Here is a 24,072-nt window from a genome sequence, read left to right as displayed (position 1 = left end):
TCCCACCCTTTGTGTTCACTATCTGTGAACAGCTGTTTTTTTAACATGGAATATATAATAACGCAGACTTGCTCAATTGTCATATATTTTTTTCATTTTGTAATGAAAAAGAATTTCAGAAAATTTTCGGGACTAATAAATAAAATAAATATTATTATTTTTTGATTCAATATAAATTTGATATATATGTTTACAAATCAACCTATAAATTAGATAATTGAATATAGTAGTAATGGTGATTTTAAATCTAAATTTTTATGTAAAATATTCCGTGATTTTTTTGAATAAATTGCATAATTCATTCTTTAGATTTCAAAAGATAATGAGGATAATATTATGGATACTAACATTTTTATTGAACGGAGAAAGTCTTTAAAGATATCCCAAGTTAAGTTATGTAAGGGAATCTGTACACAATCAACGTTGAGTAAATTTGAGAACAATGGTCGGGTCCCATCTTTAAATATTTTAAATAGGTTATGCGAAAGACTTGGTTTGTCAGTTGATGATTTGTATAGAAATTCAATAGAGTCAACAACACATATGCGAACGGTACTCAATCGAGTTGAGAGCGAACTAATGATGGAAAATTATCCGAAAGTATCTCAGAGTTTATCCGAGATTGATAGCGATAAGATAAATAATAATGCTTTGAAAATGCAGTTCTTTTATCAAAAAGGTTTGTTCATAGCTTTGACAAATGGAACTTCTGAAGAATTATTTTATTCACTTTCTCAAATTTTAGATGATCTGGATGAAAAACATCAAACAATTTATACTTATTTAGCTTATACAGGAATGGGAATCTTTTATTCAAGGCGCGGTGAAGTTAAGCAGGCCGAATTCTATTTCTCTAAAGTTTTGTCTTATATTAATATTCATAAAGATCAAACTTTCCAAAAGGGTAGTATCAATGTTTATTTAAGAATTTTGACTGTAGTATTCTTTGCAGCTGAATTTTACATTAAAGTTGAGAATTATGAAGTGAGTTCTGAGTTAGTCGATCGAGGTATTAAGCTATGTTCCGAGCAACATATTACTTATTACTTACCTCGTTTGAAATTCTTGGCAGCTAAAATAGCGATTGGGCAAAATAAGTCTGGGGAAGTTGTTGATGGCTTGTTAACTGAGTCTTTGGCATTTGCCAAGATTAACCGTAATGAAGTAGTTGAATTACGAATTAATGCTTTAAGAAAAGAATATGATAAGCAAAAAAATAACTAGAAATATAAAAAGACATCCTTCACTACAGGATGTCTTTTTGTTTAAACTAATTTTCTTCTGATTAAGCAAGTTGTTAAGATAGTTAAAATAATAAAACCAATGATCGTATAAATAATATTAGTAACAGAGCCAGTTTGTGGCAATAGGTTAGAATTATTATTTGTTGTTTTATTAGAATATGGAACACTTGGAATCATCGGATTACTTGGTGTAAATGATGTAGTTGTATCATTGCCACCAGGAATTGCAGTTGAACTACCTGGTGTGTTTGAACCAGAGGGTGTGCCCGTAGAAGATCCAGGATTGCTTGGATTATCTGGATTTACAGGAGTACTAGGGTTACCTGGATTATCTGGTGTTTTTGTTGGCGTACGAGTATTTGTGATTGTTACAATATTTCCATTTGTAGAAGTAGTTGTTGTATAACCTTCAACTGGAACTTCTGCAACAGTATATTGATCATTTTTGTTCAATCCAGTGAAATCGTATGACCAGCCATTTAAACTTGTTAAAGTAGCACTTTGAATGATATTGCCGTTCTTTAAGAGGTTGACCTTAACTGAATTGGGACGTTTATTATCCCGATTATTGTTGTCGTGCCAATGTTTATTAACAGTGATAGTCTTCAATATATCACCTGTCGAAGTGTTTGTTAGTGTATTGTAGATATTTACATTGGTTGATGAAATTTGTTCAGAATTCGAAGTATATCCAGAAACTGGTTCCTCCCGAACGGTATACTGACCGTTTTTATCAAGATTGGTAAAATCATATGACCAGCTGTTATCTGCATTTAAAGTAGTTGAATCAACTTTTTGTGTACCATTATAAAGATCAACAGTAACTGAATTAGGACGTTTACCATCTTTATTGTTATTGTCGCGCCAATACTTAGTAACCTTTAAGTGCGTTTTGTCATCAGTCGGAGGATTAGTTGAACCACTGTCATGATAAGTATTTGTAATAGTTACAGTATTGTCAGTTTGTGATTGTGAGGATGTATAGTTGGAAGGGTGATCTACTTCCTTAACAGAGTAAGTTTTGGTTGCATCCAATCCAGTCCATGTATGCGTCCAATTTTCATCTGTATTTGTTGAAGAAGTCAAAGTAACAGGGTCACCAATTGCATCTTTACCATCGTTATCATAAAGCTGAACTTGGATTGATTTTGGAGGATTGGTATTTTTCCCATTTTCCCATTTTTTTACTACAGTAAATTTTGTTTTGTCATCAGTTGGAGTAGTGGTTTTGAGGGTATTAGTAATAGTTTCTTTAGTTTTATCAGTGTTATATAAATAAGTCGTTTTATATCCATCAGATGGTGTAATTTCCTGAGCGGTATAGACTATTTCGTTTCCATCAATATCATATTTGGGCAGTTGGTTTGTTGAAGAATCTTCTGCAGTAGGTTTGTCAATGTTTTGACCGAATATATGCGTCCAATTATTTTCATTATTCAAAGTGATTGGGTCACCCAACTTCTTATTACCTTGACCGTTATCATTAGCATATAGTTGAATTTGAATAGAACCTGAATGTTCTTTTTGATCTACATTATTTTCTACCCATTTTTTGTTAACAGTTAGACTTGTGGCTAATGTGTTAGTCAATATTATATTATATGGATTATTATTAATATACTTTTGACTTTCAATATATCCTTCAGGAGTTTTGAAATCGATATTTCCATTGGAACCAATTTCGGAAAGATACCAACGTCTATCATTTGGTAGATTGGAGAAGGTAGTTGTCCATTCGTTAGAGTTATCAAGCGTAACTGGTTTTACATTTGAAAGACCGTTTCCGTTACCATCGTAGACATTAACTATAACTGATTTAGGTCGGTTAGGATTATTACCATCTTGCCATGCTTTTTTAACAATTATTTGAGACAGAGTATTGGTTATATCATAATTGGTAGAGCTTGGTAATGATTGGAAACCGTCGGGTACTTTGTCTTCTTTAACGGTATAAGTTATTTTTTTACCAGAAGTGTCATATTCTGATAAGTTATCAAATTCATAATACCAATCATTGGATGAACTAACAGTTACTGATTTACCAGTATCAGTGCCATTAGCCATTAAATCTATTTGAACATTGTCTGGAATAGTTGTACCTGCAGGTACATCCCAAAGTTTGTGACCAGTTACAGAGACAATATCTGAGTAACCGGCATCACTGCCTAGAATATTTGTGAATACATTTCCTGTGTTAGTATTTATAACTTTTTGATTTGACGATAGAACTCCAGTATTTCCGTATGCATTGGATAAGTTATCGTAATTAGTTATTTTAGTGGAATACTCGAGCATAATTGAATGATCAATATTACCAAGATCAATGGTAAATCCATTAGTATTTCCATCTGAATCTTTTGTTTCTACTATTGATTTACCCTCCATTAGGTTAGGAGAATCATAAGTGATTTTTCCAGTATCGTGATCAAAGACACCTGACTTAATTGAAACTGGATGAGTGTCATCAACTAGCAAAGTTTGGTTAGGACCAAGAATATCCTTATAAGTAGCATTTGGAAGAGATTCACCCTTATAGTTTATACGAGCGGTCCATCTAACTGTATCGTGATCAATACCACCGTATTTTGAAAGAGTTTCATTTTGATCAGGAATAGATGGTTCAATATTAACTGATCCCGTGGAAGTATTGTCTTGAGATGCGGTTCCCTGTGTTATCCAGTCTAATTTTTGGTCACCAGTTGTGACATGATTTACATCCCAACCAAGTTGTTTAAGCCAAAACTGCCCCTTTACGGGACTTGTCTTGGATTTGTTTGCTGCATAATCATTAAATGTCACAGTTATAGTTCTAGTATCGACATCTAGATGACTTGTACCAAGTACTTGTGGATTAGTAGCATCAGTTTCCATGACATCAGCATCTTTTGCACCAGCTACAGCAAACTGTTCAGGAACTTTTACTGTAATAGTGTCACCTTTTTTAACGACATTATTTCCAGTTGAAAATTCCCAAGTAGCACTCATATTACGTGCATCTGTGTTTGATGTAGATATTGGAGAACCATCAGCATTTTGTAATTGTACCTTTGTTATGAACTGGTCTCCCCAGTTGGTTGTCCCATCAGCAGCTTTAACAATATTTATAGAACTAGTCATAAAAATAGACAGTATTATGATTAGTAGACTAAATATGTTATTTCCCTTTTTTAACATATTCAAAATCTCCTCAATTGTAGTAATAAGATTTAATTCCCAATTAAATCTATCTATATGTAATGGTACTACTAATTTTATAGAAATATTTATGTAAATAAGGAAAGTTTAATAATAATTTATTTGTTCCTATACTATAATTAATTTACTTGAGAAATATATTTAAAGTATGAAGGATATTAATAATGGAAGAAAATATCAAAAAAGAACAAGTCGTGAATGCTTTAAAACAGGTTATTGATCCGGAATTAGGAATTGATATTGTTAATTTGGGTTTAATTTATGAAGTAGAAATAGAAAATGGCAATCGAGCTATTGTTACGATGACTTTAACGACTATGGGGTGTCCTTTAAGCGATATGTTGAACGATATGATCAAACAAGCAATCGAGTCGGTACAAGGAATTACAGAATCTGAAATCCAAGTAGTTTGGTATCCGATGTGGAGTATTAGTAAAATGACGTCAGCCGGTCGTACGGCTTTGGGTATCCCAGAAGACTATGAGGGTTAAGATGGCAGAAAAAGTAATTGATTTTGAAGTACCGATAAAAGTTTTAGCAGATGAATATCCTGATTTTGTACAGATCATGTATGATTTGGGTTTTACTAAAATCAAAATTCCAGGAATGATCAATAGTGTTGGTAAGTTTATTAATTTAAAAAAAGGTTCGCGAGCAATGGGGATACCTTTAGAAAAAATTGCCAATGAATTTTCACAGAGAGGATATACGATAAAAAATTATGAACAAAACAAATAGCAGTCAGCGTCAGAAAAAAATCGTCGAGATATTAAACTTTCTACATCAAGGTGGAGATTTTGATGAGGCTAAGAAAATGTTCGATGATTCTTTTTCCAGTGTTGATGTTTCTGAAATCACTTCCGCGGAAAGAGAGTTGATTGCCAATGGCTTAAATCCAATGGAAATTCAAAATCTCTGTAATGTTCATGCTGCTGTCTTCAAGGGCTCAATTACCGATAATCAAACAACACCAGCTTTTCAAAAACCGGGACATCCAGTTTCAACTATGAAATTGGAGAATTTGGTAATAACTTCACTGATAAATGACGAGTTATTGCCTTGTTTGAAGAAATGGCAACAAGATGGGAAGAATGAAAAGTATTTACAACGGATGCGTAGCGCCTTAAAGGATCTTTTGAAGATAGATAAACACTATACTCGTAAGGAAAATTTGATTTTTCCATTGATGGATAAGTATGGAATTACGGCACCGCCTAAGGTAATGTGGGGCGTTGATGATGAAATCAGAGGTTGGATTAAAGATGCTAACAAGATGGTCAATTCGAAACCACTTCCTGATAAGTATGAAATAGAAAGGTCTATTGAGAAGGCCACAAAAGAAGTTTTGGAAATGATTTTTAAAGAAGAAGAAATTATGATTCCGATGCTTGATGAAGTGGCGACACCAGAGGATTGGTACGCGATTGCTAAAGAAGAACCAGAATTAGGTTATACTTTGATTTCTCAACCATTACCATGGAAGCCAACAGCCGAAGAAATTGCTGAAGGAAAAAAGAAACAACCATCTTCAGTAGCTCAAGAGTTGAATCAAATGGCGATGAATTTGGCAAAAACTCAAGATTTAAAACCAAAATCAGAGTCAAAGCCTAAAAAGAAGATGTCGGTGCATGAAAGAATTGCACAAAGATCGAAGACAGAACCGACTTCACTAGAGTTTCCTTCATTAGATAGCATTAATGTAAAGTTTGATAGTGGTACTTTGAACTTGGCAGAATTAACAGCCTTATTCAAAGTGTTGCCGGTTGATTTGACATTAGTAGATGCCACCGATCATGTTAAATGGTTCTCCAATTCACCAGATCGAGTATTCCCTAGGACTAAAGCTGTTATTGGAAGGGCCGTTGTGAACTGTCATCCACCTAAGAGTGTTGATAAAGTTAAGAAGATACTAGCTGATTTCCACGCAGGAACATCACAAAAAAATGAATTTTGGATCAATTTACATGGAAAGATTTTCGTATATATCCGCTATTATGCTTTACATGATGAAGATGGAAATTACTTGGGATGTTTGGAAGTAACTCAAAACGTTACACATATAAGAGGATTGAAAGGTGAAAAGAAATTATTGAATGGTTAAGTGTCGTTTTGATGAAAATATCGTATGGAAAACTTTTTTAACCTCCAAGGAAGTTAAACTGATAATATTAATCAAAATTCCAATTAGTAAATAAAATTTACAATCATAATAATTAGTCACAAATCAGATATGATTTGTGACTTTTTTTATTAAATTAGAATTAAAATTCCTCGGTTTCATAATTATTTTCTTATGGATGTATATGAGAAATCAATGCATAAATAATTAGCATTAAGTTGATTTTATAATAAAATATCCAACGATTTTTAAATGTTTTGTTTTTTTATTGCGAAAGATTTTTGATTATATTACATTAGTTTTAACTTATTAAATCGTTAGGAAAAAATATTATTTAAATTTTATAAAAAGAAAAAGTACAAGACACATAATTTTAGGGGATGTTTATGAATAAAAAGGTATTAACAGCAGGAATCATGTTTTCAACAATTGTTTTGGGTGGAGGAAATATTGCGACTAGTGCAAATATAATTATGGCTAGTGCTGTAAGTTCACAAATTCGAAATGAATTTGAGCAAGTAAATAATGTTCATAATGAAATAAAATTTATTGATGAAAATGGAAAAGAAATTGACAATGGTCAGTTCTTTGGAGAAGAAAATAAAATTTATGATATTTCTGAAATTGTTTCACGAGTTCATTTACCAGAAGGATATGAGGTAAGTCCAGATCAAGATAAAAAAATAATGCTGAAACAAGATGGAACCATTATTAACATTAAAGTTTCAGATAAGAGGATAACGAATTGGCTGATATTTCAAACAGAAGATGGTAAAGAGGTTGGAACTGAAGAAGTAAGGGGAATAGAAGGAAATTTTTTACGTATATATGCTCCTAGGAATTATAAATTAGCAAAAACACAATCCTCCGAAGGCTTTATAGGAAAAGATGGACATAGGATCATCGTTAGAGTTGTTTATAATGCTGTAAAAATAAAAGTTATTTTGAAGAGATTGAATGGTGACGTTCTTGTTGAACTTAATACTGCTGGAGAAGTAGGAGCAAGAATTCCTTTTGATGAAATCGATGATAAATTACCTAAAGGGTTTGAATATCAGAATAGTTTTGTATATAGCAATTATATAGAACAAGAGGGAGATATATTTGAACTTGTTATATTAAAATCTAACGTTAAGAAAAAAGTGAAATTTGTTGATGAAGATAGCAATCAAATAGGCGATATGGTTGAAGTAGAGGGTAGAGAAGGAGACGATATCGACCTTGATGGTAAGTTACCGGATGGATATTATCAGTGGAATAGTTTCTCATTTGTTGATGATGATCAAACAGTTATAGTTAAATTAAGGCCAGAATATGATCATGACTATGATAAGTATCAAACCTTTTTATTTGTTGATAAAAAAGGCAATATAATAGATCAATCTAGTGCTCCTGTAAAAAAAGGAAAATTTTCCAAGGTCAAGCCAATAAATGGATATAAAATTGTTGGAAATGATAGAGTTCCATTTGTTGATAACGATGATGAAAAAAACTTCCCAAAAATTGTACTAGAGGGATTGCCACAGACTAATGTATTGCACTTAAAAGATAGAGCAACTGATAAAGTTGTAAAAACCATCACTATTAAGGGAAATACTGGAGATAAAGTAAATCTAAGTAAGTATGAAAAAGACTATGTAGATCCGTTTGATATTGTTGTGTCTGCCGATGAGAAGGACCGTACCGTTTTGGTAAATAAAATTATTAAAACTGAAATATATTTCGTTTTGGCAAATGGAACAGTCGTTGGAAAGCAAGTGTTGAATTCTCCTGAAAGTCAGCCAATGGCTTTAAAGGTACCTAAAGGTTATGTTGTAACTGATAATAATAGTAGTCAGATCACTGCTAGTTCCAAAAAGCCCGTTCAAAATATTTTGGTAGTGCCATCTAACGGAATTCAAATGCCAGATGACAAAGATAAGGTAACTACTCAAATCAATTTGGTAGACAAAATTACTGGGAGAACAATCTATACTTACACTGTCGAAGGAAAACATGGACAAAGTGTGGATATACAAATTCCAGAAAATTACGAATTAGAAAATTCTTCAAATAGTAAAATGACTTTGAATAAATCTCAGAAAGTGCTTAATCTTTATGTTAAAGAAAAGCAGTCTAATTCAACTGTTGAAGATCATAATTCATTTGTTCAAACTAAGTTATCTATGACTAAGTTATTTAATAGAAGTGGTAAAGAACATGCTAATAGAGCTTTAGATTTCAATAGTAGTTGGAAAACGGATCAAAAGTTGATGTTAAATGGAACTACCTATTATCGTGTGGGCAATAATGAATACGTCAAAACAAATGAAATAATTGAGTATGTTTCAAATGAAGGCGTTGTTCAAACTAAATCTGAATCTATAAAAGAATTATTCGATATTAATGGCAAAAAAAATACTGCTAGAGCTTTAGCACCGGAAACAGCTTGGTTTACCGATAGATATGCAATAATTAATGGTTCAAAGATGTACCGTGTAGCGACTAACGAATGGGTTAAAGCAAGCGACGTTCATTAATATTTATTCAGAAATAATTTTACACAAAAAAATGCCAATCCTTATACAGGACTGGCATTTTTGTTTTCCTTAGAAATACTTCAATAAGTCAGTTTCAGTTAACTTATTCTTTTCTTCTTGATTCAAATCAAGAATGATTTCACCTTTTTTCAAAACAATCAAACGATTGCCGTATTTCATAGCATCGGATAGATCATGAGTGATCATCATGCAAGTTAATTCTTTTTCCAAAATGATACGATTAGTTAATTCCATTAAATCCTTGCTTGTTTGAGGATCAAGAGCAGCTGTATGTTCGTCTAACAACAATAACTCAGGCTTTTGGATAATTGCCATCAAGAAACTTAAAGTCTGTCTTTGACCACCAGAAAGCTTTTCAGTAAAGGTGTTCAAACGATTATCTAAGGTAGGAAGATTAGAAATCAATTCTTTGAATTCAGGCATATTTTCTTTTAATTTACGTAATCTTAAACGTCTGGGAAGGCCACGGCGTTTTGCCAAAAGCAAATTTTCAGCGACCGTCATTCTGGGTGCAGTACCAGATTTAGGATCCTGATAAACTCGGCTGATATGACGACTTCTTTTAGCTAGGTTTTCACTAGTTATGTCATCGCCGTTCAAAAGGATCTGACCTGATGTTAAACGATTAGTTCCAGTGATAGCATCGAGAAGTGTTGATTTACCAGCACCGTTAGTTCCTAAAACAACTAAGAAATCTTTAGGGTTAATTGTTAGATTAATGTTATTGAGAATATTCAAGTTGTCATCGTCGTTATAAATGGTTTTAACGGCGTCTTTAATTTCTAGTAATGGTTTCATTTTGTTTTAACCCCGTTTCTCATAGTCTTTAAAAATTGTGCTCTGATTGTTGGCAATGCCAAGCAAAGAGCTAGAATAATGGCTGAAATCAATTTCAAATCGTTGGTGTTGAAGCCTAGTTGTAGCACGATCATTAAGATTAAACGGTAGACGATACTACCAATAACAACGGTAATTAGACGTACACTTAATGGAACATCAGGGTAAATTACTTCACCAATAATAATGGCTGAAAGTCCGATAACGATAACTCCAATTCCCATGTTAACGTCAGCAAAACCATTTTGTTGAGCAATTAGGCCACCGGTTAGGGCGACAATACCATTAGAAACCATCAAACCGATGAATTTCATAACAGTTGTATTGATACCAATTGATGCGGCCATAGTTTCGTTATCACCAGTGGCAATAACAGCTTGACCTTTTTCGGTATTGAGAAAGATGATTAATAAGAAAATAATCAATGCGATGATGACAATACCTAGGATGATACCGTTAAAGTTAGTTGGTAATTTGTCCAAACCAAATTGATTGAAAATATTAGTAGATTTAGTTAGTGACATATTAGCTTTACCCAAAATTCTTAAATTAATTGAATAGAGAGCAGTCATAGTTAAAATACCAGCTAATAGAATAGGAACATTTAGTTTGGCATAGAGAAAGGCTGTTGCAAAACCGGCTAAACAACCGAAAATAAAAGCAATCAAAAGTGAATAAAGAGTTGAGTGACCACTTTGGATGAGACTAACTGCTGTCACAGCTCCTAATGGAAAACTTCCTTCAACTGTCATATCAGGAAAATCTAGAATACGGAATGTGATGAATAATCCAATTGCCATAATGGACCAGATGAAACCTTGACTTATAGTAGATACGATTAGATTCATTTGATGATTTGTCCTTTCTTTTGAGCTTGCTTAACAAGTGAGTCTGGGAATTGAATGTTAAGTTTCTTTGCCATTTTTTCGTTGAGCATTAGATGTCCTTTTTTCATGAAGGTAACGGGTGTAGTGGCTGGATCTTCTTTGTGTTGTAAAATCTTAACAACATGTTTACCTGTTTCTTCACCAAGTTCATATTGACTTAGACCGACTGTGGCAAGTCCACCGTCTTTAACCATGGTAGTAGCGGCTGGGAAAACAGCGATATTTTGTTTAGCAGCGATTGATGATAGAAGCTTCATACCAGAGGCAACGGTGTTATCTGTTGGAACATAGATTGTTTGAACGCCTTCGGCTAAAGCAGTTCCGACTTGTTGAATATCGTTAACGGAGTTGATACTTGAAACTTTAACAGTTAAGCCTTGTTTTTTGGCAAGAGCTTGCATCTTTTTCATTTGGCTAGTAGCAGATGCATCACTAGACGTATAAATAATACCGATAGTTTTTAGATTAGGAATTACTTGTTTCATAAGTTTCAATTGAGCTTCCAAAGGAGCCTGATCGGAAACTCCGGTGATGTTAGCACCAGGTTTATTGTTATTACTGATGATTCCAGCGCCTTCAGGATCGGTAACAGCCCCCATGACGATAGGAATCTTAGAAGTAGCGTTCTTTAGTGATTGAACTGATGGAGTGGCGATACCAACAGCCACATCGACGTTATCTTGAACAAATTGTTTACTGATAGTTCTTAAATTACTTTGATCCCCTTGAGCATTTTGAAATTCGATTTTGACGTTTTTACCATCAATATAACCACTCTTTTTCAAAGTGTCGTCGATTCCCTTATTAATTTGATCCAAAGCGGGATGTGACATTAATTGTAAGACCCCAACTTTTGGAATAGCATTTTGCTTTTGGCTATCAGCACGACCCGTATAAAAATATGCAAAAATTAAGAACATCGCTAGTGCAGCAAGTGTTGCGTAAAGTCTTCTCGTATGTTTCATCGTTATATTTCCCCCAAATTAAAAAGACAACCCCAGATTGTGTGGGATTGTCTTAAAAAATAAAATACCCACATGGCTAAATTTTTAAAAAATTTTCCATGTGGGCTCTAAAATTATCATAGTTTAATAAGCCGGCACGGATTCAATCCTATTCAGATTGAATCCATATCGGATCAATCTGAGTTATCGGCTTTGCCAACGAATATTCACGATGTTTAGAGAGTTAATTGATTTCATAATGTTTTCTCCTAACAAATTGATGTCTCAAATATATTTCAATAGTTAGAGATTGTCAACTGTAAATTTTTGATAAGAAAACTATTAATTATTTTCTGAAAAAACATATAATGTAAGCATTGGTAGAAATGCGAGGAATTTTTATGAAAAAAAATATACGAATACTCTTAATTGTTGGATTGATGGTAGCTATTTTTACTGGATTCACCTATTTTGATAGTTTTATGTATCACGATCCGGTAGTTAGAGTTGAGACGGTTAGGAATTTGGATAAAAGTACCTCAACTGATGAGTATAAAAATACCGATACGCAGATAACACAACACGTTGAGGGAAAGTTACTTAATACCAATGAAAAAGGAAAAAAAATTAGTTTTAAAAATACATATTATCGATCACAATTAACGGATACTAAATATGCGACTGGTCAACAAGTTATTCTAACAAAAACCGGCAAAACTTATATGCCTAAGAATATTAAACGAGATACTAGTTTAGTTTTTACGGTAGGATTAGTAGTATTTCTGCTTTATTGTATGAAATTTGATCGACGTAAATTATTTGTTAGTATTTTGATCAATATTGTGATTTATTATGGATATCTACAGACAATAATTCGAACACACAATAGTGTGCTTTTACCGTTGACCGTCATAACGGCGTTATTGATATCAGCAACGGCTTTATTAGTGATTTTAGGACCAACTTATCCGGCCTTAATGGCTTATTCTAGTACGGTTCTTGCTACAACAGTGGCGGTATTACTTAGTACGTTTGTCTTAAGTATATCTGGGTTTAGCAGTATTCATTTGGAATTGAATGATTTTGAATTACAACCTTATTTAGGTGTTTTCTTATCGCAAGTTATCTTCAGTGTGCTAGGAGTAATTTTGGACGAAACTATGGATATCTCATCTTCTTTGATTGAAATGAAGCGAGAATTATCCGATGTGGCGGAAAAAACGCTTTTTAAATCTGGTATTAATATCGGTCGAGAATTAATCGGACCACTAATCAATATTTTGTTATTTATTGTTATCGCTGAGAATTTAAATGTTGTTCTATTGTATTTGAGTAACGGGAATTCGATTGGATATACAATGAATATGACCTTGAGTTTAGGAATCGCTCAATTATTGATCAGTGCGATCGGAATAGTTTTAACCGTTCCAATTACTAGTTTCATTGCTAGTAAAGTAATAACAAGGAGGATGAAATAATGTTGTATTTATTTTTGACCTTCGTTGTCTTATTGTTACTGGTTACTGGTAGTCGTGGTTTTACGTTACTGTTTGGTTTAGGAATAAATGTGATTTCAATTATTGCTTTGTTGATATTAATTGCTGATGGATTCAATGTCTTAGTTACTACGGGGATAATCGCTATGGTTATTTTAGTGGTTGCAATTTATATGAACGTTGATAATCCTAATACCGCAAGTACAGCTTTTAAAACATCAGTAATAATTATGGTAGTTATTTTGTTGATTACTATTCCACTAGAATATTGGGCTAGTGCTCAAGGAATGGCGGTTGAAAATCAAGATGAACTGGAAGGATTTTCTTTAGCAGCGGGAATTTCTTATCCTCAACTAGCTATTTCGATTATTGTCATTAATAGTTTAGGAGTAATTTCTGAAACTAGCGTTGCTATTACAAGCGGTTTGAATGAAATCGTAGAGAACAAACCGACTTTAACTCCAAATGAAATTTTTAATGATGGTTTTTCAGTTGGAAATAAGATTTTAAACACACAAACTAATACTCTGTTATTTAATTTCTTTGCATCAACTTTTCCCTTGTTTTTCGTTATTCATTCATTGGGATATAAATTCACTGAAATTCTTAATGACAAATTAGTGGCGGCGGAAGTTTTAACTACTTTGATCTGTACTATTGGGGTAATTCTGACCGTACCAATCACTTCGTATCTGGTTTATCGAAAAGCGAATCAAAAAAATAGAAAATAAGAAGTGTGACCGGTAACAGATTCTTTGTAACCGTTGTTATCTTTTGAAAGACCTTCTAAAATGGAATTAATAATTCTAAGGGAGGCTTTTTTTATGGCAAAAAGTGATTGGTGGAAGAAATCAGTTGTTTATCAAGTTTATCCAAGAAGTTATCAAGATAGTAATGGCGATGGTATCGGTGATTTACCAGGCTTAACAAGTCGCTTGCCTTATATTAAGGATCTAGGTGCTGACGTAATTTGGCTTAATCCAATTTATAAGTCTCCTGATAAAGATAATGGTTATGACATTAGTGATTATCGTAGTATTCAGCCAGCTTATGGAACAATGGATGATTTTAATGAAATGCTTCAAAAAGCGCATGTTTTGGGACTAAAAATTATGATGGATCTGGTAGTTAATCATACATCTGATCAAAATAAGTGGTTCCAAGAGAGTAGAAAATCTAAGGACAACCCATATCGGGATTATTACGTTTGGAGAGATCCAGTAGATGGTCATGAACCAAATAATTGGGGTTCTTATTTTAATGGATCAGTATGGAAGTTCGATAAAGCAACCGGACAATATTATTTACACTTATTTGCCGAAGGACAGCCTGATTTGAATTGGGAAAACCCTAAGGTACGTGATGAAGTTTGGAATATAATGCGCTTTTGGTTAGACAAAGGGGTGGATGGCTTCAGAATGGACGTCATCAATTTAATTTCTAAGCCAGAAGGGTTACCAGATGGAACCAAGGCACCTGATGAAAAGTATGCTGATGTAGGTAAAATTGTAGCTGATGGACCAAGGTTGAATGAGTTTTTGCAAGAAATGAATCGTAAAGTTTTGTCGAAATATGACGTAATGACAGTGGGAGAGATGCCAGACTCTACACCTAAAGATGCTATTAAATATACAGGATTGGATTCAAACGAATTAAATATGGTCTTCCAATTTGATCATGTTGGATTGGCTGGAAATTCGGATAGACGTTTAGGTAAATGGAATGATGAACCGGTGAAATTGACTGAATTAAAGCAATCTTTAAGTAAATGGGAGACCGATTTAAATGGAAAAGGCTGGAATAGCTTGTATTGGAATAATCATGACCAACCAAGAGCAGTTTCTAGATTTGCAACAGATGAGCCTAAATATCGAGATAGGGCTGCCAAGATGTTAGGAACTACTTTACAGATGATGCAAGGAACTCCTTATGTTTATGAAGGTGAAGAACTCGGTATGACTAATGTTCATTATCAGAAGCTTTCACAATATGAAGATTTGGAATCTATCAATGGTTTGATCTGAATCCCAATTACAAAGAAATCAATGCTAGAAGTCAGATTGAAGACAAAAATTCTGTTTTTAGTTATTATAAAAAATTGATTGATCTACGTCATAACAGTGATTTGATTGTCTATGGTGATTATGAGCTTCTTGATCCAGAGGACGAAGAGGTGTTTGCTTATAAGCGTCGTTATAACGGAGAAACATTGTTAGTGATAAGCAACTTTACTGATAAAGAAGTGTCGAGAGATTATAACCAGAGTAAAGGCAAGTTGTTAATTGGTAATTATAGTGATGATAAGGACACAGAATTTAGAGCTTATGAAAGTAAGGTTTATTTATTAAATTAAGGTTTGTCTATTATTGGAGTAATATGAAAAAGAAGAGGTGCTGATAACTTTTCAGCATCTCTTTTTTTTAGTTATGATAAAGATAAAACAGTATTTTGAAGAGGGGTCCTAATTATGGATAATATTTTATATAATATTCTGTACTCATTAAATGACAAGCTTGATAAAAATGACGTGGGAAGTATTAATTTTACTTTGGCTCAGTATTTTATAAAAAATTTGAGAGAGATACCTGAAGCAAATATTTATTCTGTGGCAGAGGAATGTAATGTTTCTAGGGCTAGTATCAGAAGATTTGCTAAAAGTATGGGATTTGATAACTTTGCTCATATGAAGTCTATGGTTAAGGATCATCTTTCAGAGGTTGAGGTTATTCCTGATAAAAATTATCGTGAATTGTTAACAGGAGATCTAATAAGAATAGTGAATGAATTAGATGATAGAATGAACACTCATGAAATAGATGTTATTTGTAAAAGGATAAAAGATTCCAAAAAAATGTATATATTTACTTCTAGAACCGGGATGTCTAACGCTAGAGATTTTCAAATTCAATTGGCAAGTAGAGGGAAATTGTCATATATCATAACTGACAATTTAAAAATGTTAAATGATATAGCGGTAAAAGATTATGTAATGGTTTTATCGGTTTCGGGAATGTTTGCGGAATCAATTGAAAAATATATGAGTAAAGTAAATTGTACTAAAGATTTAATAACAGTTAATAGAATACATGATTTTGAAAAAACATATTCCAATACTTATTATATGAGCCACTTAGATCATTCAAAGAATCCAGATATTTATAGAGCATACGGGTTACATTATTTCTTGGATATTATTCAGAATCATTATAAATAGGGAATTAGGGAGCATAAGATGTTCCCTAATTCCTTTTTGGTAACAAAGACTGTAACGCATCAATGTAAGCGCTTTGCTAATATTTATTTGTAAAGTAAATGAGAAGGGCGAGGTGCTAGATATGTTTTATAATCACGATCCTAAATTTCCAGATAACTTTTTATGGGGAGGTTCCAGTTCTTCATGGCAAGTTGAAGGAGCTGTAGAAGAAGACGGAAAAACTTTATCATTAATGGATTTAAATACTCGTACGAAGAAACCATATGCTGATGATACATATGCTTCAGATAATTATCATCATTATAAAGAAGATATTAAGTTGATGGCTAATGCAGGGTTGTCATCGTATAGGTTTTCAATTGCATGGTCGCGAATTTATCCAACTAAAGATGGGAAAGTTAATAAAAAAGGGTTGGAATTCTACAATAATTTAATAAACGAATTAATCAAAAATAAAATCACACCGATTGTAACAATTTATCATTATGATATGCCTGTTTGGATTGATAAAGAATATAACGGTTGGTATGGCCGTGGAATTATCGATGAATTTGATAAATATGCTCGCACTTTATTTAAAGAATTTGGTGATCGAGTTAAATATTGGCTATCAATAAATGAACAAAATATGCAGATCTGTTATGGAGATTGGCTCGGTATTGATAAAAACCCCGAAACTTGGTTTGAAGATAAATGGAAAGTAAATCATATTATGAATCTTTGTCATGCTAAAGCAGTTATTGCTTGTCATGAATTAGTTCCAGATGGCAAAATTGGACCAGTTCCTGGATATGTTCCAATTTATCCATATTCAAGTGATCCTAAAGACCAAATTGCTGCTATGAACGCTGAAGAAATGACTGAAAAAGTCTGGGATGATTTGTATGCACATCGTGAATATAGTGGATTTATAAAGAGTTATTGGAAAGAAAATAATATTAACCCCGATATCAGACCCGGTGATATGGAATTAATCGGTCAGGCAAATATAGATTTCTTTGGGTTGAATTGTTACCGCTCTAATACTGCTAAATATTGTGCTCCTGATGATGAAGCACAAGCTTATGAACTAAATAAATCAGGTAAAAAGGGAAATCTTAAATTCCCTAAAGTTCCTGGAATGTATCAATTAGTTAAAAATCCATATGTTAAAACTACTGATTGGGATTGGGAAATCGATCCAGTTGCAATGAGATATATGTTGCGCTACGTCTGGGATCATTATCAATTACCAATGGTCATTTGTGAAAATGGTTTCGGAGAGCATGAAGAAGTTTCTGAAGATGGAAAGGTGCATGATCCTGAGAGAATTAAGTTTATGAGGGATCAAATTTATCAAGTAGGATTAGCTATTCAAGATGGATGTAAAGTATTTGGATATAATCCTTGGTCCTTCTTAGATCTTTTAAGTACAGGTAACGGAATGTCAAAGAGATATGGATTTGTTTATATCAATACGACAGATGATGAAAAGCTCGATTTTAAACGTATTCCGAAGGATTCATATTATTGGTATGCAGATTTAGTTAAATCAAATGGTAAAAATTGGGGGTAAAACCAATGAGTAAATACCATGATATAGCAGTTGGAATTTTAAGTGGTATTGGTGGAAAAGATAATGTTATTAATGTTAATCACTGTGCCACTAGGTTGAGAATTCAATATAAAGATAAAAATAATATTGATGACAATACCATTTCTAAGGTAGAAGGCGTCGCTGGAACAGTATTACGTGAAGATGAATATCAGATTGTTATTGGGACTGATGTTGGTAATGTATATAATGAATTTTCTAAATTAATTGGTGATGTTTCAGGTCAAAAAAAATCAAGAACTGAATTTACTTGGAAACATCTTGGACAAGTTGTAATTGATTTCATTAGTGGGACTTTTGTACCAATTTTAGGAGTTTTAGTTGCCGCTGGACTTGTTTCTGCCGTTTTGAATATTGGCGTTAGTTTTTTTGGATTAAGTACTAAAAGTGGGACTTATACTATTCTCGATGGTATTTATGAAGCTGGATATTATTTCTTACCATTGTATTTAGGATATAGTGCAGCAAAGAAATTGAATATGAATCCAATGATGGGAGCATTTTTAGGTGCTACGCTAGTTTATAAGACAATTGATAGTGCTAAAGGACTCGAATTTTTGGGATTATCAGTCCCTCAGATTCAATATAATACTAGTGTAATACCTATTCTATTAGGTGTTTTATTCATGAAATTAATAGATATTGGTATGGATAAAATAACTCCAAAGAGTATTAAATTTTTTACTAAACCATTAATCACTATGCTGATTGTTGTGCCTGTAACATTACTTTGGTTAGGACCATTAGGATTCCAAATTGGAACCATTATTGCCAATGCTTTAAGCTTCATTAATTTGAAATTAGGTTGGGTTTCAGTTGGACTAATGGGTGCGTTGACACCACTGTTGGTAATGACAGGAACGAATCAAGCATTATTCCCATTATGTATAGCGTCAGTAGCTAGCATTGGATATGATGCCTTTGTTTTACCTGGCATGCTAGCAGCAAATGTTGCCGTTGGAGCATCAGCACTAGCCGTTTCAATGACTACCAAAGAAAGTAAGAAGAAACAGTTAGCTTTGTCAGCCGGAATTACCGGTGTGATGGGAATTACTGAACCTGCGATATTTGGTGTTTTAATTAAAAATAAAATAGCTTTACTAAGTACGATGTTGGCTGCCGGTGTTAGTGGGGCTTTTGCTGGATTTATTTCATTAAAACAATATGCAATTGTATCACCAGGAATTGCGGCCTTACCTACATTTATTCATGCGAATAATGGTAAAGTAGATTCTAATTTTTATATGGCTGTATTAACATTGATAATGTCAGTTGTAATTTCCTTTGTGTTAACATTCTTTATTAGTAAAAAGGTTAATGCTTCCATTGATAATTCAGATAGTGATTTCAATCTTTATCAACCAGTTGGAGGTAAAGTGATTTCATTATCAGATGTGAATGATGACGTTTTTTCTAAGGGATTAGTCGGAGATGGATTTGCGATTATACCTAATAATAGGGGGATCTATAGTCCTGTTACGGGTACAGTTTCAATGGTAGCCAATACTAAACATGCTATTGGGTTAAAGTCTGATTCAGGAAATGAAGTTTTGATTCATATGGGAATTGATACAGTTGAATTGAATGGGTTACCATTTGATATAAAGGTAAAAGAAGGTAGTCATGTTTCTAAAGGTGATTTAATAGCGGATATGAATATCGATATGATAAAAAAGGAAAAGAAAGATCCAACTGTTATAGTTGTGCTAACTGAACCAGATAAAGAATTGAAGAATCAAGCTCTTGGAAGTAATCAGGTCGGTAGTACTATTGGACAAGTAGTGTCGGCAAACTAATTACGACCGTTATAACGATGAATAACCTATGACTAAAGCTTTTAGTCATAGGTTATTTTATGTGCTTAGAATCTTTGCTAGGTTTTTCAAGTATACTAATTTAGTATCGATTTTAGAAAGAAGTGAGAAAAATGAAATTTGGTAATCGTCTAAAACAGGAGCGACAGAAAAAACAAATGACGCAACAAAAAGTAGCTGATGATTTAAATGTTTCAAGGCAAACAATTTCTAGTTGGGAAACCGAGAACAGCTATCCTGATATTGAAAGTTTGATTCAGTTAAGTAATTATTATCAAGTTTCATTAGATACTCTTCTAAAGGAGGATACAGGTATGACTGAATATTTAAAGAAACAGGAAGTATTGAAAAGTATTAAGCCGGTAACTATAGTTTTGACCATTATTGATGTAATGTTTATTGCTCTTATTTGCACCGATCTTTTGGGAATTATCAAATTCAATTCATGGGTAATTAGATTAGTCTTTGTAATGGGGATTTTAAATGCTATTGCACTAATACTATTGAGTGTATTTATGAAAAAAGTCAGTGCCAAACCAACTAATTATCAAAAGAGGATTCCAATTTATGTCACAATTGTAGCAATATCGATCGTTATATCAATCATTTTAGGATATTTAGGACAGTTAGGAGTATCAGGTATTTTTGGTGGCATAGCATTTGGATGCATTATCGTTTTACTAATTAATAGAAAGAAAAAATAATTATTAATCAGCCATCAGATTTTGGGCTAACTTTTCATCAGGTTTTACCGTTATAGTTTTTGATTTACCAGTGAAAAGTACTAATCCGGGTTTTGCACCTTTAGGCTTGAATAGTTGACCTACTTTTAAAACATCTACAGGAACTTGATTCAAGCCACGTCCTTTGCTGTAATAAGCAGTTAATTTTGCAGCCTCTATTAATGTTTGTTGACTAGGATCAGTACTGTGAATAACCACGTGAGAACCAGCAAGTTCACTGACGTGCATCCAGTAGTAGTCTTTTTTAGCAGTCAAAGTAAGATGATCGTTTTGAACACTGTTTTTACCAACTTCAACTAAGACATGATCGGTTGTATAAAAGCGTCTAGGGTGGGCTGGTTCAGGAGCTTTTGAAGAATGAAGAACTTTAGTTTTTAAGGCGTCTTCAGCAATTAACTCATTTTTAATTGTTTGAACTTGATCAGGATCTTCAGAATCAAATGTATCTTTTCTATTTAATTGTTTTTTGAGATTATTTTGCGCCGTTTCTAAATGTTTTTGAATTGTTTCTAGACCTCTTTTGTCGCGGTGGTACTGATGGAAATAAGTTTCAGCATTTTCCATGGCTGATTTTTTAATATCTAAGTAAATGGTTATGTCAGATTTTTCTGGGCGGTAGTCTGGTAAAATAACATAACCTTTTTTGATATCAATTTTATTGGCATAAGTCTTGAGAAGAGTGCCTTTTACTTTTAAATCATCGAGAGTATTTAGTCTATTAACTGCCTTATTTAAAGATGAAATTTGTTTTTCTGTATGTTCGATTTGCCAGTCGATAGCTTCAAGAATTGTCGAAACAGAAATATTATTAGATGAAAATGTCATGTTTTACCTCTTTTTTATCGTTATAACGGATTATAAAAAAGCTCTAGTAAGTTGACTTACTAGAACTCTTTACCAGCTTTTTCAGCATTATTATAGGCGTTATCTAAAATTTCAATTGCATGCAATGGATCATGATCCATGCCTTCAGCAAAGACACTAGTATAATCATCAACTCCCATTAGATGAAGCATCATGCAGAGATACTGATCAGCCAGATCTTGAATTTTAGAATCAGGATTGCTATTAGAATCGTGGTAATTTCCACCACTAGTTTGTAAATGAATAACCTTTTTGTGGTGTAAGTCGCCAACTGAATTTCCATCTTTATCGTAGTGGAAAGTATCATGAGCTTGCATGATCATGTCAATATAGCTCTTCATTTCAGCAGGAAGGAAGAGATTATACATTGGATTGACAAAGACGTATTTGTCAGCATTAACAAATTCATCAATCCATTGTTGACGAGAATCATTAAAACGTGCTTCGTCGGCATTCAAAGCAGTTTTGGCTAAATTTTTGTTGTAAATTGAAACGGCAATTTTGTTTAATGGAAACGGCATATACTCAGAAACATTATGAACGATGATTTCATCATCAGGATTTTTTTCAATATATGAATTTATAAAATGCTTGTATAGTTCATGTGTTGAAGAACCCTTGGCAGTTTCAGGGTGAGCATAAATCACGAGTACTTTTGGCATAAGAAATTCCTCTTTTTCACAATATATCTAACATTATACTCTCAAAGAGAGTTCGATATATAACTACTTTTGTCGTTAAGTATGTAGCAAATGTGGAATGGGGCCCAGTTTCTCTCGTATAAAAAATCCCCATATGTTGACCATTTTTGATTGATCATCATACAGGGATTGGTAATGTTCTATTCTTTTATGGCAAATCATTGCCTGCGGCGAAGTAAACATCGTACCATTCTTGTTTCGTCAAATTAACATCTCCGCCTTTAGCACTATCCGCGATGTGCTCTGGGTTCATAGTTCCGATGATAACTTGAATATTAGCTGGATGTCTTAAAATCCAAGCTGAGGCAATAGCATTTTTACTTACATCATATTTGTCAGCTAGTTCTTGTAATTTTTGATTCAATTCGGGGAACTTGTCGTTATTAATGAAAGTTCCTGCAAACATACCATATTGGAATGGCGACCAAGCTTGAATAGTAACGCCCATACGTCTTGAAAATTCGAGAATTCCACCATCATGATTAATGGAACGGGTATCGGTCATATTAGTGTGCATGCCAAAGTCGATCATGCCAGTATGCATAATGCTGAATTGTAATTGATTAATAATTAATCTTTGATCGACAGCTTCTTGAACTAATAGAAATTGTTCAGGATTAAAATTAGAAACTCCAAAATGACGAACTTTGCCAGTTCTTTGGAGTTCGTCAAAGGCTTCAGCCACTTCTTCTGGTTCCATTAATGGATCAGGACGATGAAGTAAGAAGGAATCCAAATAGTCGATACCCATACGTTCTAGAGAACCATCAACGGCATCAATCAAATGCTGTTTAGAAAAATCGTATCTTTGTCCAGAAATAATACCGCCTTTGGATTGAATGTAAATATCATCACGATTAATATTACTTTGTTTAAGTGCTTGACCAAAGACTTTTTCGGAATCGCCGCCACCATAGATGTCAGCAGAATCAATATAATTAATGCCGCTGTCATAAGCCGTATCAAGTGCTTTTGCAGCTTGCTGAGGAGTTAAACTGTTCATTCGCATAATACCAAGTGCCACAGCTGAAGCTTGCCAGTTAGTTTCGCCAATATAACGTTGTTTCATAAAAGTACCTCCAATATTTTTAATATCATTTCAATTATTAAAGGTTATGTAGGGGAAGTCAACGATAAAGATTGCGCTTTCAAAAAAGCGGTTTTTGAAAATTTGCCAACATTTTACAATGTTTATAAAGTAGTCTAATTATTTATATTAATTTGAGTATAACGAAGGAAAGCTAAATTATACTTTCAAATTTTAGGAGAATTTTATTTGCTAGGATATAGATATTTCATTTGGTTATACGTGCTATAAAGAATAGATATTTTTAATGTAAGCGATTTCAATATACGATGATCTATGAAGAATGTGAAGAAAAGCACATATCATGGGAGGTCGCATTGATGGAAGATTACAAGATAATTTATGAAGGTGAATTGGAAGTAGGTATGACAGGAACGCTATCTAAAAGAGTTACCGAAGAAGATGTAGATACATTTGCCAAAGTAACAGGTGATTATAATCCAATGCACGTCGATGAAGAATTTGCTAAAAAGACACAATTTCACAAAAGAATTGCTCACGGAATGTTGTCAGCAGGAATGATTTCTGCATGTATAGGTAATAAAATGCCTGGTCCTGGAGCCATATATTTAAACCAAACTCTTAAATTTGATAAACCTGTTTACTTTGGTGATGTCTTAGTTGTGACCGTAAAAGTTGAAAAAATTGATCAAAAAGCTCATTTCCAAATTGCAACATTATCAACAATTGTAACTAACCAAGATGGGGTCATTGTAACTGAAGGAACAGCTCAAATAATGCCAGCCAGAAAATGAAAATATAATAATTAAATCACTCTACTGATCTGCGACTA

The 24,072-nt window shown here is 33.2% G+C and carries 19 protein-coding genes and 1 pseudogene; 13 read left to right on the top strand and 7 right to left on the bottom strand.

The genetic code is table 11. The annotated features are described in order from the left end of the window. Positions 1-336 precede the first annotated feature (336 nt). On the top strand, positions 337-1,224 hold the full coding sequence (locus LAB100_RS06135; RefSeq protein WP_119325422.1) for a helix-turn-helix domain-containing protein: 888 nt from the start codon (positions 337-339) through the stop codon (positions 1,222-1,224). A 41-nt stretch (positions 1,225-1,265) separates the two neighbouring features. Here LAB100_RS06135 and LAB100_RS06130 read toward each other — a convergent pair whose 3' ends face one another. Next, entirely contained in the window at positions 1,266-4,418 is a 3,153-nt protein-coding gene (locus LAB100_RS06130) for a Cna B-type domain-containing protein (protein ID WP_119325423.1), read from the bottom strand. A gap of 185 nt (positions 4,419-4,603) precedes the next feature. Here LAB100_RS06130 and LAB100_RS06125 point away from each other — a divergent pair, with 185 nt between their 5' ends. The 4 genes from LAB100_RS06125 to LAB100_RS06110 all read left to right on the top strand — a co-directional run bounded on the left by LAB100_RS06125 (position 4,604) and on the right by LAB100_RS06110 (position 9,077). Next, positions 4,604-4,930 (top strand): metal-sulfur cluster assembly factor, encoded by a 327-nt coding sequence (locus LAB100_RS06125; protein ID WP_119325424.1) that lies wholly within the window; start codon positions 4,604-4,606, stop codon positions 4,928-4,930. 1 nt (position 4,931) lies between these two features. Then, positions 4,932-5,177 carry a DUF1858 domain-containing protein gene (locus LAB100_RS06120; protein ID WP_119325425.1) on the top strand — a complete coding sequence of 82 codons (246 nt, stop codon included), beginning with the start codon at positions 4,932-4,934 and terminating at the stop codon, positions 5,175-5,177. After that, positions 5,161-6,540 carry a DUF438 domain-containing protein gene (locus LAB100_RS06115; protein ID WP_119325426.1) on the top strand — a complete coding sequence of 460 codons (1,380 nt, stop codon included), beginning with the start codon at positions 5,161-5,163 and terminating at the stop codon, positions 6,538-6,540. The genes LAB100_RS06120 and LAB100_RS06115 overlap by 17 nt, the downstream gene beginning before the upstream one ends. A 404-nt stretch (positions 6,541-6,944) precedes the next feature. Continuing rightward, a complete protein-coding gene (locus tag LAB100_RS06110) occupies positions 6,945-9,077 on the top strand; it encodes an SLAP domain-containing protein (protein ID WP_162894141.1) in 2,133 nt (710 codons plus the stop codon). A gap of 69 nt (positions 9,078-9,146) precedes the next feature. Here LAB100_RS06110 and LAB100_RS06105 read toward each other — a convergent pair whose 3' ends face one another. The 3 genes from LAB100_RS06105 to trpX are packed head-to-tail and all read right to left on the bottom strand — an operon-like array spanning position 9,147 to position 11,787. Then, complete coding sequence (locus LAB100_RS06105; protein ID WP_119325428.1) at positions 9,147-9,896, bottom strand: ABC transporter ATP-binding protein; 750 nt, start codon at positions 9,894-9,896, stop codon at positions 9,147-9,149. After that, positions 9,893-10,783: an ABC transporter permease gene (locus tag LAB100_RS06100; protein ID WP_119325429.1), complete on the bottom strand. Its 891-nt coding sequence runs from the start codon at positions 10,781-10,783 to the stop codon at positions 9,893-9,895. Before LAB100_RS06100 ends, LAB100_RS06105 begins: the two co-directional genes overlap by 4 nt. Beyond that, on the bottom strand, positions 10,780-11,787 hold the full coding sequence (gene trpX, locus LAB100_RS06095; protein WP_119325430.1) for a tryptophan ABC transporter substrate-binding protein: 1,008 nt from the start codon (positions 11,785-11,787) through the stop codon (positions 10,780-10,782). Before trpX ends, LAB100_RS06100 begins: the two co-directional genes overlap by 4 nt. Positions 11,788-12,167: 380 nt before the next feature. On the opposite strand from trpX, the gene LAB100_RS06090 reads away from it, so the two are divergent. The 7 genes and pseudogenes from LAB100_RS06090 (at position 12,168) to LAB100_RS06060 (ending at position 20,588) form a co-directional block, all read left to right on the top strand. After that, the gene (locus tag LAB100_RS06090; protein ID WP_119325431.1) at positions 12,168-13,244 is read left to right on the top strand and encodes a YibE/F family protein; all 1,077 of its coding nucleotides are present in this window, start codon (positions 12,168-12,170) and stop codon (positions 13,242-13,244) included. After that, positions 13,244-13,993: a YibE/F family protein gene (locus tag LAB100_RS06085; RefSeq protein ID WP_119325432.1), complete on the top strand. Its 750-nt coding sequence runs from the start codon at positions 13,244-13,246 to the stop codon at positions 13,991-13,993. The genes LAB100_RS06090 and LAB100_RS06085 overlap by 1 nt, the downstream gene beginning before the upstream one ends. 93 nt (positions 13,994-14,086) lie before the next feature. Next, positions 14,087-15,615, top strand: a pseudogene (locus tag LAB100_RS06080) (glycoside hydrolase family 13 protein). Positions 15,616-15,729: 114 nt separating this feature from the next. Continuing rightward, complete coding sequence (locus tag LAB100_RS06075; protein WP_119325433.1) at positions 15,730-16,476, top strand: MurR/RpiR family transcriptional regulator; 747 nt, start codon at positions 15,730-15,732, stop codon at positions 16,474-16,476. Between the two features lie 121 nt (positions 16,477-16,597). Continuing rightward, positions 16,598-18,031: a glycoside hydrolase family 1 protein gene (locus LAB100_RS06070; RefSeq protein WP_119325434.1), complete on the top strand. Its 1,434-nt coding sequence runs from the start codon at positions 16,598-16,600 to the stop codon at positions 18,029-18,031. Between the two features lie 5 nt (positions 18,032-18,036). Continuing rightward, a complete protein-coding gene (locus LAB100_RS06065; RefSeq protein ID WP_119325435.1) occupies positions 18,037-19,866 on the top strand; it encodes a glucose PTS transporter subunit IIA in 1,830 nt (609 codons plus the stop codon). A 131-nt stretch (positions 19,867-19,997) separates the two neighbouring features. Continuing rightward, positions 19,998-20,588, top strand: a complete 591-nt coding sequence (locus tag LAB100_RS06060) for a helix-turn-helix domain-containing protein (protein ID WP_119325436.1) — start codon at positions 19,998-20,000, stop codon at positions 20,586-20,588. Positions 20,589-20,591: 3 nt separating this feature from the next. Here LAB100_RS06060 and LAB100_RS06055 read toward each other — a convergent pair whose 3' ends face one another. The 3 genes from LAB100_RS06055 to LAB100_RS06045 all read right to left on the bottom strand — a co-directional run bounded on the left by LAB100_RS06055 (position 20,592) and on the right by LAB100_RS06045 (position 23,261). Further along, entirely contained in the window at positions 20,592-21,452 is an 861-nt protein-coding gene (locus LAB100_RS06055) for an NFACT RNA binding domain-containing protein (RefSeq protein WP_119325437.1), read from the bottom strand. A 59-nt stretch (positions 21,453-21,511) separates the two neighbouring features. Continuing rightward, positions 21,512-22,153 (bottom strand): FMN-dependent NADH-azoreductase, encoded by a 642-nt coding sequence (locus tag LAB100_RS06050; RefSeq protein ID WP_119325438.1) that lies wholly within the window; start codon positions 22,151-22,153, stop codon positions 21,512-21,514. Positions 22,154-22,340: 187 nt separating this feature from the next. Further along, the gene (locus LAB100_RS06045) at positions 22,341-23,261 is read right to left on the bottom strand and encodes an aldo/keto reductase (RefSeq protein ID WP_119325439.1); all 921 of its coding nucleotides are present in this window, start codon (positions 23,259-23,261) and stop codon (positions 22,341-22,343) included. 338 nt (positions 23,262-23,599) lie between these two features. Here LAB100_RS06045 and LAB100_RS06040 point away from each other — a divergent pair, with 338 nt between their 5' ends. Next, complete coding sequence (locus LAB100_RS06040) at positions 23,600-24,034, top strand: MaoC family dehydratase (protein ID WP_119325440.1); 435 nt, start codon at positions 23,600-23,602, stop codon at positions 24,032-24,034. Positions 24,035-24,072: the final 38 nt, after the last annotated feature.

This window comes from Companilactobacillus musae, assembly GCF_003967595.1.
Classification (GTDB): domain Bacteria; phylum Bacillota; class Bacilli; order Lactobacillales; family Lactobacillaceae; genus Companilactobacillus; species Companilactobacillus musae.
Note: the sequence above shows the minus strand (reverse complement) of the source record. Positions and strands in the feature narration are given on the sequence as shown.